Origin of the sequence: Paenibacillus sp. SAFN-054 (genome assembly GCF_051966755.1) — a bacterium.
Lineage (GTDB): Bacteria > Bacillota > Bacilli > Paenibacillales > Paenibacillaceae > Paenibacillus_AQ.
This window is the reverse complement of the sequence record NZ_JBQCKS010000006.1, coordinates 334429-346870: the sequence shown is the minus strand read 5'-3', so window position 1 is coordinate 346870 and position 12442 is coordinate 334429. Positions and strand designations below refer to the sequence as shown.

The window sequence follows — 12442 nt, the reverse complement described above, 5'->3', positions numbered from 1 at the left end:
TGTGATGTAACCGAACGAATGAGGTTCGGCTGTCCGAATGCTGCCAAGAACGTGTGCGGTAGGGGGGGATAGATGCTACGCGCTCATGAATCTTGTCCAAATTTCAAGGTGAAACAAGGGGCCTTTCTTTCGCCCCCTGTGCCCTGCTTTATGTGTCTGGTGGAATCAGCGCCGCTTTTTGCCCGAGGAGTTTTTCGATTTTACGGGACGGTTCGCGGTGTTTTTGCGTTTGCGGGAAGACGACTTTTTGCGGTTTTGGCTGGATTTTCTTCTGCGGCGCGGGCGGTATCCATCATCATCGGCGCTGTTGGTCTTGCCTTTGCCGAAGAACAGCTTGAACATCGGCGCGACCTGCTGTACGCCGGTCATGACCTTTTGCACCTTCCCGATATTGTTCACGATGCCGTCGATGCCGCCAAGCCGGTCGATAATGCCCTTCAGCTCGCCGATATTGGCTAATGAGAAGCCGGTCTTGGCTGCTGCGGCTGCCGGCGCGGCTGCGGTGACAAGCTCGGCGGCCCCGGTCGCCACTTCCGCTCCCGCCAGAGCCTCAGCTCCGGCGAAAGCCTCGGCGCCCTGGAACGGAACAAGTCCCGTGCCGGGGCCGGCGAAATCGCTATAAGGGATACCCGGATAGGGTGAATAGGATGGGTAAGGGGAAAAAGGACCGCCGCCGTTCAGTGAGCGTTGATCGTTGCGAGTCTTGCGGTGATAGTAATGCTCAGGCATGGATATCACTTTCCTTTTTGGAATGTTTTATTATACTGTATGTGCTAGGCGAACATAAGGTATAGACGAATGCCCGGTAGACAGGGATAGGAGCGGAATCGGGCGAATACCCAGATGCGTGAAAGGGACGCTCTGGTGACGTTCCATACAGGATATGGACCCAGAAGCGGAGAGGTGCTCTCTAGGATGAGAAGGCAGCGCCGGCTTACGTTCCTATAAGGAGAGGGCAGCTGCTGCGGTAGACAAGGGCTCCCCAAAGACAGGGAGGCATGATCCGGAAGCAGGTTGCAGAAAAGGCCCATACGGGAGCGGTGCGGATTGCGAATACGGAAAATTCAGGGGTCCGTTACAGGTGGACATAGGTTCCCGGGCAGGAATGTGAAATTCTGTACCGAATCTATACATTACTGCTGCACTGAGGTATAATTAAAGCGTTTTCACGGATAAATAGAGAGTTGAAGGAATTTTCAGCATTTTCCAGCCTCGTTTACATACAGAGGACAATTTGTTGGCATATCTGTCTCTTCGTCACCTGCGAGCGTGCAGACAACGGCTTCCGGGCTGCTTGGGAGCGCCGATTTTGGTTCTGAATGCGAGCATCAGGCAGCGCTTAAAAGGGCGGTGGCAGAGGCTTTCAGGCCTTTCGACCGTGTAACTCTGTAGTGCGTGAATTCGTTAATGCTTGAAAAGTCCATACTCGCTCGGGTACAATGAAATTACATAGTAATAGTAGGGGATGATGATTCAGTGCAACTGAAGAAACTTAATGATAAAAGTATTGACCAATTATTCGAAGCGATTTTAACGCTCAAAAGCATTGAAGAATGCTACGTATTTTTTGATGATCTCTGTACTGTAAACGAAATTCAGTCCCTGTCGCAGCGTCTCGAGGTTGCGCGCATGCTGGGCAAAGGCAACACGTACAACCAGATCGAGGCTGAAACGGGCGCCAGCACGGCAACGATTTCCCGTGTGAAGCGCTGTTTGAATTATGGTAACGAAGGGTATAAAATGACTTTAGACCGTCTTGGACGTTAAGATGCGCAAACGGGGCGTGCTAGTCATCAGTCATGGCTCAAGGGAGCAAGCTTGGGTCGATCTGGTCGATAACGCCATTCATCAGCTGCCGCTGCGGGGAAATCTCCCTGTGGCGGCTTCGTTCTTGGAAATTGTTGAAGGACGGCTGATTCAGGATGGCATCGACCAGTTAGAGAGCCAGGGTGTCACCGATATTCTGGTCATTCCGTTGTTCGTCTCCTCCGGGAGCACACATGTGAATGAAATCGCATATGCGCTAGGCGTCATTGATGCTCCATCCTTCGAGAGCGATTTGGCGCCATTTCGCGTCCATGCCGCCATTACGTACGGCTCGCCAATCGAGCACGGCCAATACGTCGCGCAGATGATCTGGGACAAAGCGAAGGCCGTTTCTCTTGATCCTAAACAGGAGGCGCTTGTCCTGATCGGACATGGCAGCAGTCATGATGGCTTCCGGCAGCGCTGGGAGCAGGGCTTGGCTGGGCTGGCGGCGCAGGTGCAGGAAATCGGCGGGCTGGCTGCCGCGGATTTCGCGCTGCTGCGGCCGGAGAGCGTCCGGTCCAAAGTGGAGTATTGGCAGAAGGAGCGCGGGATGCGGGTCATTGCAGCTCCGCTCTTTTTGAGTGAGGGATATTTTATCCGTGAAGTGATTCCGAAGCGTCTCGAGGGCTTGGAGTATGCGTATTCAGGTAAGTCGCTGCTGCCGCACCCTCTGCTGAGCGTGTGGATCGGCGAGCAGATTCAAGGCTGGTTAAATGTGGAATAATGAGCTATATTTTTCTTTACGGGTGCTTTCTTGATTCACGGGAACCGGATTTTGTGTAAAATCATTTGATGGCTTTCCTGCCGGCTCGGTGCCGGTTGAAGCAATGAAACGCTGAACATGGAGTGATTCGGGCTTTGCTCCGGCACGGCTTTGACGAGTACCATGTTTGGGCAGACTGGATGGAAGAAGGTATGAACTCATTCAGCCTGCAAGTGCATAATCCTATAATAGGTGGCGTTAGGTACATGAAAAGAGCAAGATTGATTTATAATCCCAGCTCAGGCCGAGAGGAAATGAGACGGCGTCTGCCCGACATTCTCCAGCGGCTCGACCAGGGCGGCATTGAAGCCTCCTGTCACGCGACAACAGGCGAAGGAGACGCAACCGCGGCTGCAGAGGATGCAGTGGAACGCGGATACGATATGATCATCGCCGCCGGCGGCGATGGTACGCTGTATGAAGTCGTGAACGGGATGGCAGGCAAGGAGAACTTGCCTCCGCTCGGCGTGTTCCCGCTGGGAACCACGAACGACTTTGCGCGCGGACTTGGCATTCCGCGCACATGGGAGGACTACTGCGACCTGGTCATCCGGCAGCAGACCCGTCCGATCGACGTGGGCAAGGCGAATGACCGCTATTTCATCAACATTGCAGGCGGAGGAACGTTAACGGAGCTTACCTATGACGTGCCAAGCCGCCTGAAGACAATGATCGGCCAATTGGCTTATTACATCAAAGGCGTGGAGAAAATGGTCAGCCTGTCGCCGCAGGAGCTGATCATCAACGCCGAGGGACAGGAAACGATTCATGACGAGTTCATGCTCTTCCTGATCACGAACACCAACTCGGTCGGCGGCTTCGAGAAGCTTGCCCCCGGCGCGCGGATCGACGACGGCCTGCTCGACGTGATCGCCCTCAAGAAATGCAACCTTGCAGAGTTCGTGCGGGTCGTCACCCTCGCGCTGCGCGGCGAACACCTGAACGACAAGAAGGTCGTGTACTTCCGTACCCCTTCGATGGAGGTAACTTCTCCGGGCAAGGTGCTCCTGAACCTTGACGGCGAGCTGGGCGGAACGCTGCCCGGGCATTTTTCGGTGCTGCATCAGCATTTGCGGATTTTTGCATAGGGTGAGTGAGAGCAGGGGAGCGGGGTAAGACCCAGCGTCTTTTAAATTTCACCATGCCTCCGCTTTTGGTGCTATCCGCCGAGGGCATTTCTATGGTCTGTCCGTAGGAAATAAGTCGGATTTTGGGATTGACGTTTAGTAACATGAAGCAAGACAGCAGTTGCGGTTGAACGATGGCCTTAAACGGCCGTTCACCGGTACATATCAGCAGTTCACGGCAGGTTAAGATGTCCAGGCGCTGTTCATCGGAATCAAGGGTGGGAGCGGGACATCTTGATCTTTTTTTGCGTTGGGGCGATGTCTGGTATAATAGGATGGATGCAGGGATGGTTCCAGCGTAAAACGGGGTCGAAAGCGTCATTTTCTGCTGTATGATGAAGATGATTTAGGAGTTAAGGAGCCATAGGGTGTGTTTGCCCGGGCGGCGTGTTCCGTTATGAAACTACGTTAATTGGCAAGAAGTAACGTGTTTCGGGGATAGACGAAGGAATGCGGGCGATAGAGGTGGAGTAGAAACATTTCTACATTGCGGAAGATAAGCGCAGCAATACCCAGGTTACCTTCGTTGTGACTATTCGTGGATGTATGTTTATCTCCAAGGTTGAATAAAGCTCATTTTATATAAATAAATTGGCGATGGAATGCAGACTGCAGTTCATTTGATATATATAAAATTGAAATATAAAGAAGAAAGAAGTGACATGAGCAGCATGAACAAGCGACAAAGCCGCCGGAACACCGGCCGCCGCAGCACGCCTGCGCTGATCGCCGGACTGCCGGTGGAGAAAAATGACGTGGCCGTGATTGATATTATCGGGATGAATCATGACGGAGAAGGGGTCGGACGGGCCGACGGGTACACCCTGTTCGTGGCCGGTGCCCTTCCCGGCGAGAAGGTCCGCGTGAAGGTGCTGAAGACCAAGAAGCAGTATGGCTACGCCAAGCTGCTCGATCTGGTCGAAGCCAGCCCCGACCGCATCGCGGCACCCTGCCCGATCTACGATCAGTGCGGCGGCTGCCAGCTGCAGCATATGGACTATGCCGCGCAGCTCGCCTGGAAGCGCCAGCTTGTCGTGGACAACCTGACGCGGATCGGCAAGCTGCAGGTCGCGGGCGAGCCTGTACTGCGCGAGCCGCAGGCTGCAGATGAGGCGGAAGGCGCTGCTGGCAAGACGCCTGCTGCCGCAGCAGGCCGCGCCGCGCAGGGCATCCAGGTTCATGCCACAGCGGGCATGGACGAGCCGTGGCGTTACCGCAACAAGGCGCAGGTGCCGATGGGCGTCACCGAGGGCGGCCTGGTCGGCGGCTTCTACGCCCGCGGCAGTCACCGCATCATCGACATGGAGGCCTGCCTCATCCAGCACGAGAGCAACGACGAGGTCGTGGCCCGCGTGAAGGCAATCGGCCGCAGGTTCGGCATATCCGCCTACGATGAGGAGAGCGGCAAGGGATTGCTGCGCCACGTTGTCGTGAAGGTCGCCTTCCGTACCGGCGAGATGATGATCGTGCTGGTCACCAATGGCGACAAGATTCCGCATGCGGATGAATGGGTGCAGGAGATCCAGGCGCAGCTGCCGTCCGTCGTCAGCATCTGCCAGAACGTGAATACGAAGCAGACGAACGTGATCTTCGGCGATACGACGCGCGTCCTGTGGGGACGCGAAGTGATCTACGACTATATCGGGGACGTGAAATTCGCGATTTCCGCGCGTTCCTTCTATCAAGTGAACCCGGCGCAGACCGAGGTACTGTACGGGAAGACGGTGGAGTACGCGCAGCTGACAGGCAAAGAGAATGTGATCGATGCCTACTGCGGCATCGGAACGATTTCGCTGTTCCTGGCGCAGCATGCGGGCAAGGTGTATGGCGTCGAAATCGTGCCGGAAGCGATCGAGGACGCGCGGCGTAACGCCGAACTGAACGGAATGCATAACGTGACGTTCGAGGTGGGAGCGTCTGAAGACGTGATTCCTGCCTGGAAAGAGCAGGGCATCCTAGCCGACGTCATCGTCGTCGACCCGCCGCGCAAGGGCTGCGATCCGAGGCTGCTGGAGACGATTCTGGAGATGAAGCCGGAGCGGGTCGTGTATGTGAGCTGTAATCCGTCCACGCTGGCGCGGGACTTGCGGGTGCTGGAGGATGGCGGATACCGGACGGTGGAAGTGACGCCGGTGGATATGTTCCCGCATACGGTGCATGTGGAGTCGGTGGCGGTGTTGGTGCGGGTTTAGGGAGTAGGATTGCCATATGAAGAATCGGCCTTGTTCGCGTTGCATGCGAAGAGGCCGATTTTTGTTCTTCTTCCATTTGACCGAATCATTTCGGTCATTCGTTTTTAGATTTATTTTTTTTAATTATTCTGTACGGAAGCCGTCCGTCATCCCGTTTTTCATTTGGTATAAAGTTCAAGGACTTCGTATTCCCAGCCAATTTCATAATTATAAATCATATCGATTTCTCTTTACTTTAATAGGGTCTGCATGAACAATGTTATTTCATATCCCGCCAGTTTTGGATATTGTTCTCCCAAATATATTTATATTTTCCAATGATATCTCTTGCTGTTTTTGGCTTTTGTCCAGTTAAAGTCTCAATAGCATCGGAGTGAACATTTAAGAGCCCTTCACTGATGCTGGCATCGGTTGTCACGAGATCATCGCCGCAGAATGGAACAGGCGAGCGGGAGAAATCCCCGGTGATTTCCCGAGGGATGTACATTTTTTCCAGGTGTTGATAATATTGCTCTGCTTCTACTGGAATATATTCCAGGTCTCTACCGGAAATTTCTTTCACGAGGTCGCACAGATCTCTTACGGAAACAGATTCTGATCCTACGATATTATAAGCCTCGTTGTCTTTACCTTTTCCGAGTAGGGCTGCGGCGGCTGCTCTTGCGCAGTCATCTTTGTGAACTAAGGTTGCACGTTCTTCACCGGCAGTGCTTAGCCATTTGTTGTCGGACATGAGTGCGATCATGGTATACATGGTCAGATAGTTTTCTAAATATAAGTTATTCCGCATGGCATTGTAAGCAATACCTGTTGACTTTAAGTAGTTTTCAGTTGCTGTATGGTCTGGAGTTACAAAAACATGAGCGTAATTAGGATCTGTTGCACCTATAAATGAGCTATACGTAATGTGAGAGACTCCTGCTTTAATTGCCGTGTCAATCGCATTTTTATGTTGTTGGACTCTTCTGCCTACTTCAAGGCCAGAGACAATATAGATACGGTCACCATCTTTGAAAGCCCGTTCCATGGATGGAATATCGTCGTAATTTATTTCAAAGATTTGGACTCCCGCATTCTCCCAACGTTGAACGGTGTCTTGGGGAATTCTGTCTTTCTTCATGCATGTAAAAGTTAAGTTGGAGCCATCTACTTCTGTGAGAACTGTTTCTGCTACACGGCTTGCCAGTTGACCATCTACACCTGTGATAATATAACGCATGTGTATTCCTTCTTCCCTAGTGATTTATTTCACAAACTAAGAATAGCATAGGTTGACACTAGAGTGAAATTACCCTATGTTATGATTTATAAAAAAGATTTATTACTAAAAGGATGTATCACAATGAATATTCAGCAATTAAAATGCTTTGTGTCTCTGGCCGAGACCCTGAATTTTTCAACAACAGCTGAGAAATTAAATCTGACACAACCTGCGGTAAGCCACAACATTAAAAGTTTAGAGAATGAGCTGGGAATCATTTTATTTGTCCGAAACAAAAGGTCTGTGAATTTGACGTTAGCCGGCAAAAGCCTTTACGAAGATATAGAAGGACTTCTGTTTAGATTAGACCAATCCGTGAAGAAAGCAAAGCGACTCACGGAGAAATATGAAAGTACTTTGGTTATCGGATACACGGAGACTGTTTTTGAGAAGAAAGTTTTGCCGGACATGATTAGGCGATATAAGGAAAAATACCCTCAGATTCAAATTCAGTTGAAAAAGTCTAATCTGACTAGAGAGAAAGAAGACTTATTAAACCAAAAGTTTGATGTCATATTTACTTCAGATGACAATTTAGGAAAGGACAATGATTTTTGTTTTTATCCGGTACTTCAGGGATACTATGTTTGTGTATTGCCGCACAATCATCCTTTCGCGAATGAAAGTATGCTGGACATCGAACAATTAAATCATCAATCGATCATTTTATTTGACGAACACCAATCCCCCCCAACTCTAAAAAGGATGAACAAGAAAATTACGGAGAATTGTCCTGATTCCATGTATACCTATGGAGATACCATAAATACAGTACATACCATGATAAAAAGTGATCTTGGCGTTTCGGTTCTGCCGAACTTTGTGATTGGAGAGGATAGCGAGATCGCCGTTGTTCCTTTAAGCTATACTGAAAAGGTGGACTACGGTCTTGCTTGCCATAGAAGCGAAGAGCGCTTAGAAGTAAAACGCTGGATTTCAACTATAAAAGAGTTACTTTCTTAAACCGAAACCTGAACCGGGCAATGAGAAATCTTTGCTTTGACTTCAGGTTTTTATAGCTCGTGGATCCTGTAACGATAGTGCTATACAGTCCATCGGCGCTAAGGTCTATGTGGAGCTTGCTAGAGCATTAGAATGAATACCATTGACAGAACTTGTCGTTTGATTCAAGCTATTCAAACATGTTATAAGTGAAGAAGCAGTAAGAATGAGCAGGTTTATTTAATTAATCCGGATAAAGATTTGTCCTGATGCTAGAGAGGTTAACGATATGGAAAATAATTTTTGGCTTGATTTACCCCGGCCTTTTTTCATACTTGCACCCATGGAAGAGGTGACACACGTTGTTTTTCGTCATGTCGTGAGTAAAGCGGGAAGACCGGATGTGTTTTTTACGGAGTTTGCGAATACGGAAAGCTATTGTCACCCGGAAGGAAATCATAGCGTGCGCGGACGGTTACTTTTTACCGAGGACGAACAACCGATGGTTGCTCATATATGGGGCGATAAGCCGGAGTATTTCAGGCAAATGAGTATCGGTATGGCGGAGCTGGGATACAAAGGGATTGACATCAATATGGGCTGTCCTGTTCATAATGTGGCATCCAACGGGAAGGGAAGCGGCCTGATACTCCGCCCGGAGGTTGCCGCTGAGATCATACAAGCCGCTAAGGCGGGAGGACTGCCGGTCAGCGTGAAGACGAGACTTGGTTTCACAGAAGTGGATGAATGGCAGGAATGGCTGACCCATATATTGAAGCAGGATATTGCGAATCTCTCGATCCATCTGCGTACCCGGGAGGAAATGAGCCAGGTCGATGCCCACTGGGAGCTGATTCCTGAAATTAAGGAGCTTCGCGATCGTGTGGCGCCACATACGCTTCTTACGATTAATGGAGATATTGCTGACCGTCAAACCGGCCTCAAGCTGGCTGAACAATATGGTGTGGATGGAATTATGATCGGGCGCGGTATTTTTAAGAATCCATTTGCTTTCGAAAAAGAGCCGAGGGAACACAGCAGTGCCGAGCACCTTGATCTTCTCAGATTGCAGTTGGATCTGTATGATCGGTATTCCCAGGAACTGGAGGTCCGTCCATTCAAAGCTTTGCATCGCTTTTTCAAAATTTACGTCAAAGGGTTCAGAGGAGCAAGCGAACTACGGAATCAATTGATGAGCACGGCGTCGACTGACGAAGTGCGTGCGCTTCTGGACGAATTTGAGCGGAATATGGATGAGACTTGAGTTCATCGATCAAGGAAGCTCTGAAGAGCTTGAATTAACTCACTCACATGATTCCTGGATTCATTGTAACAGCTTCCTTTTGTTACACGTAATCCGGGTGGTAACGCGAAGCACTCCGTCCCTTAAGGGATGGAGTGTTTTTACGTCCTACGATGGAGGATTAAGCGTTATTGGCTGCTGTTGTGTTGTACTGAAGAGCAGATTATCATAATTATAATAGATGCACCGGATACGTCCGCCTGAAAACAGGTAGATTTTAATGGAAAGGGAAGTTTAGAAGTTTGGGAGTTTGGTGACGATACCTACGCGTATGAATTCATGACGGGGTTTGCCGACAATCCGGGTACCGTCAGATTTCCACGGAAGATGCGAATCGTTTGAAAGTTGGAGCCAGGAGTACGTTACGGTTTATAACAAAAGGGCAGGAAGAGGAGGCATGGCATGTCGGTAAGAGATATCTATCTGCGGGAGTACAAGGAGTCGTCATGGACCGCTTTCGTCGCATTATTTCGGGAAGAATACGGCAGGGTGAACCCGCATCTGAAGGAGAAGGCGAGACAGCAAGGCATTCCGGAGGACATCGGCACCGTGCTGTTGACCGAAATGGGAGAGTACCTGTTCAAGTGGCTGGGAGCAAGCGTGCCTGCGCTGGATCATGCCAAGCCTGCAGACCTCCTGCGTGACGAAGATGGGATAAAAGCATTAAAAGCAGCGATCCTGCGCATGCCGCGGTAGGCTTTCTGAATAAACAATGAATGTAACATCATATGAAACACCATTAAATAGTGGACATTTAAAACCATCGGGTCAACTGCTTCAACGAAACATAAGGGCTTCCCTGTCTGTTGAGACAGGGAAGCTTTTGTTTGTAAACCGACTTGAGGTAGTATTGGTAGCCCTGTCAGCCGCGCGAAGGAAACTCACCCTGCAAACAGATGATAAAAGTTTGCGCGATAAACGGCTGCATATTGTTGTGGGGCTGCGAGCCGCCCGCCACATTCAGGGCAACCGGCGACATTTGTACGTTCGGAGTCGGATTATATAGATTTGCCGGGGCTGTATATTCGTCGATCGGCTTCGCCTGAGCCCAAATATTCTGGGCAGGCTCTTCCGATGTCCCCTCTTCGGCAACAGACTGCGGAATGTGAGTGTGCGCAGGGATCTCATTGGTCAAAAGCGTGACGGTCTGACTGCCGACCTTCTGTCCCATAGTGCGCGGGGTCAGCCCTTGTCCGGTGCCCTGATTCATTACCGCTGTTCCCATCAAGTTCGGCAGTGCAAATGTCGTTTTCCCATCACCACCATATTGAACGCCCAGTATGGAAAAGAGGGCTGTATTTTGGGTGATTGACATTAATTGACCGTTGCACAAGGCCCATCCCTTGGGAGCAAAATTACCCGCGAAGATTCGGATTTCACCGATATAAGCATCAGCCATATGAATCCCTCCTTTAATTTCTGCTGGGGAAAATCCCCTGAATTGCGATGGCATAATTCGCAACCAGATAGGGCTGCATGTTGTTGTGGGGCTGGCTGCCTCCCGTGCTGCTGATCGCATTGCTGCTCATGGAGGTCATCGTAGCTGCTGATTCATACAGGACAGAGTCAGCAGCCCATACGCCGTTAAGCGGGGAGTTTGAACCTGCCGAGTTGGACGAGGCGTTAACCTGATGTGTATGCTGAGGAATTTCATTAACGGTCAGCGTGTGTGCCGCTTCACCGTTCGAGGTTCCCAGAGGAATGTTCGGACTGACGTGAAGGGGAACCCGACCGCGGTAATCCGGGAGCGCGAACGTGGTTACTCCGTCTCCCCCGTACACGTTTCCTAACAAGGAATACAGAGCTTGGTTTTGGTTAATTTGTAGAATCTGTCCTTCACAAAACATCCAACCACGTGGTGCATAATTATTAGCGAATAAACGTATTTCTCCAACAAATGGCTCGGACATGTTATGACCTCCTTTGCTCAGTTAAGGTTGGGGTGGGAAAACCCCATACAGCGAAATAATGAATGAAATCGTTACGGTAGGCATCATGTTGTCATGCGGTTGGCCATTTCCTACAGGAGCAATCGTTTGAGCGTTCATGTTCACGCGGTTCGCGCTGGAACCGTCTGCGAAATAGGTGACAGGAGTTTTGGCCCAGACATTATTCTGGGGAACAGCTGCGTTTGCGTAGGAGGTGTTCGCGTGGGCAATGTGGGTATGGGAAGCTAATTGGCTCTGGGTCAAGGTTACCGTTTCGGTCCCTCCTTTGGAACCTCTCTGGTAGGTGGAGCTTGGATGGACTGCGACTCTTCCTTGAAGATCCGGGAGTGCAAATGTGGTTTGTCCATCTCCGCCGTATGTTGTGCCCAGTAGAGCAAACAGAGCCTCATTCTCGGCGATCGACAGTATCTGGCCGTTGCAGAGTGCCCAGCCTTGGGGAGCGAAATTGCCTGCAAACATGCGAATTTCGCCCAGATAGGATTCGCTCATAAATCGTCACCTCTTTAATTAAAATGGGAAGCGGACTGCGGGCCCCATTCCATACGAATATGTAGTCCCGAGTTTCCGGTCTTCCGAAAGCTAAGCCGCTCATACAGCCTCAGAGCGGGATTGTGGGGAAGAACGTGAAGCACAAGCTTCAATGAAGTGGTTGCAGCTTCGGCCTGAAGTTCTTGAATTAGCTGGGTTCCGAGTCCTTGATTCCGGTAAGTGGGCAGCAGCGCCAGATCGATCAGTGTAAGGATCCCATCCGAGCGGTGGGTCATCATTCTCCCGGCCTGCTTCTCGTCAACTGTAATCAGTAAATTTGAAGCATCGGGATATGTGGCAGCATAGCTGCTCTGCTGCGCTCTCCACTGCATGCTGAGAAACTGCTCCCGCATTTGTTCGTCCCATCCCCAGGACTCTAATTCCTCTTGGCGGGTACTTGCGTACAACTGAAAGAGAAAGGTGTCATCGGTTCCGCTGACAGGCTTTTTAACGAACATGTTACCTCCTTGCTTGCAGGCCGCCTGACCCAGGATAGTAAGATTATATCGCATTGTTTCGGAAAATAAATAATAATTTTTTCCAAGATCCGACAAAATTCATTAAAATT

At 50.4% G+C, this 12442-nt stretch carries 13 protein-coding genes; 7 read left to right on the top strand and 6 right to left on the bottom strand.

Going from position 1 to position 12442, the window contains the following annotated elements; translation table 11 throughout:
• Positions 1-165: 165 nt before the first annotated feature.
• A complete protein-coding gene (locus ACTHPM_RS24385) occupies positions 166-729 on the bottom strand; it encodes a hypothetical protein (RefSeq protein WP_440397350.1) in 564 nt (187 codons plus the stop codon).
• Positions 730-1476: 747 nt separating this feature from the next.
• Between ACTHPM_RS24385 and ACTHPM_RS24380 the strand changes: the two genes are divergently transcribed.
• The 4 genes from ACTHPM_RS24380 (at position 1477) to rlmD (ending at position 5891) form a co-directional block, all read left to right on the top strand.
• Complete coding sequence (locus tag ACTHPM_RS24380; RefSeq protein ID WP_127605808.1) at positions 1477-1767, top strand: YerC/YecD family TrpR-related protein; 291 nt, start codon at positions 1477-1479, stop codon at positions 1765-1767.
• 1 nt (position 1768) lies between these two features.
• Positions 1769-2533, top strand: coding sequence for a sirohydrochlorin chelatase (locus ACTHPM_RS24375; RefSeq protein ID WP_440397588.1), 765 nt, complete (start codon positions 1769-1771; stop codon positions 2531-2533).
• A 245-nt stretch (positions 2534-2778) separates the two neighbouring features.
• On the top strand, positions 2779-3660 hold the full coding sequence (locus ACTHPM_RS24370; protein ID WP_440397351.1) for a diacylglycerol kinase: 882 nt from the start codon (positions 2779-2781) through the stop codon (positions 3658-3660).
• A 710-nt stretch (positions 3661-4370) separates the two neighbouring features.
• Positions 4371-5891: a 23S rRNA (uracil(1939)-C(5))-methyltransferase RlmD gene (rlmD, locus tag ACTHPM_RS24365; RefSeq protein WP_440397589.1), complete on the top strand. Its 1521-nt coding sequence runs from the start codon at positions 4371-4373 to the stop codon at positions 5889-5891.
• Between the two features lie 259 nt (positions 5892-6150).
• Here rlmD and ACTHPM_RS24360 read toward each other — a convergent pair whose 3' ends face one another.
• A complete protein-coding gene (locus tag ACTHPM_RS24360; RefSeq protein WP_440397352.1) occupies positions 6151-7110 on the bottom strand; it encodes an NmrA family NAD(P)-binding protein in 960 nt (319 codons plus the stop codon).
• A 123-nt stretch (positions 7111-7233) separates the two neighbouring features.
• Here ACTHPM_RS24360 and ACTHPM_RS24355 point away from each other — a divergent pair, with 123 nt between their 5' ends.
• From ACTHPM_RS24355 to ACTHPM_RS24345, 3 genes are all read left to right on the top strand, one after another.
• Positions 7234-8115 carry a LysR family transcriptional regulator gene (locus tag ACTHPM_RS24355; RefSeq protein WP_440397353.1) on the top strand — a complete coding sequence of 294 codons (882 nt, stop codon included), beginning with the start codon at positions 7234-7236 and terminating at the stop codon, positions 8113-8115.
• 268 nt (positions 8116-8383) lie between these two features.
• Positions 8384-9358 (top strand): tRNA dihydrouridine synthase, encoded by a 975-nt coding sequence (locus tag ACTHPM_RS24350; RefSeq protein WP_440397354.1) that lies wholly within the window; start codon positions 8384-8386, stop codon positions 9356-9358.
• Positions 9359-9799: 441 nt separating this feature from the next.
• The gene (locus ACTHPM_RS24345; protein WP_440397355.1) at positions 9800-10093 is read left to right on the top strand and encodes a hypothetical protein; all 294 of its coding nucleotides are present in this window, start codon (positions 9800-9802) and stop codon (positions 10091-10093) included.
• 166 nt (positions 10094-10259) lie between these two features.
• On the opposite strand, the gene ACTHPM_RS24340 is transcribed toward ACTHPM_RS24345, so the two are convergent.
• From ACTHPM_RS24340 to ACTHPM_RS24325, 4 genes are read right to left on the bottom strand one after another with little or no spacing between them, the layout of a single operon-like run.
• The gene (locus tag ACTHPM_RS24340; RefSeq protein ID WP_440397356.1) at positions 10260-10796 is read right to left on the bottom strand and encodes a phage tail protein; all 537 of its coding nucleotides are present in this window, start codon (positions 10794-10796) and stop codon (positions 10260-10262) included.
• Positions 10797-10809: 13 nt separating this feature from the next.
• Complete coding sequence (locus tag ACTHPM_RS24335; protein ID WP_440397357.1) at positions 10810-11307, bottom strand: phage tail protein; 498 nt, start codon at positions 11305-11307, stop codon at positions 10810-10812.
• 21 nt (positions 11308-11328) lie between these two features.
• On the bottom strand, positions 11329-11835 hold the full coding sequence (locus ACTHPM_RS24330; RefSeq protein ID WP_440397358.1) for a phage tail protein: 507 nt from the start codon (positions 11833-11835) through the stop codon (positions 11329-11331).
• Between the two features lie 14 nt (positions 11836-11849).
• Positions 11850-12332, bottom strand: coding sequence for a GNAT family N-acetyltransferase (locus tag ACTHPM_RS24325; protein WP_440397359.1), 483 nt, complete (start codon positions 12330-12332; stop codon positions 11850-11852).
• Between the last annotated feature and the right edge of the window lie 110 nt (positions 12333-12442).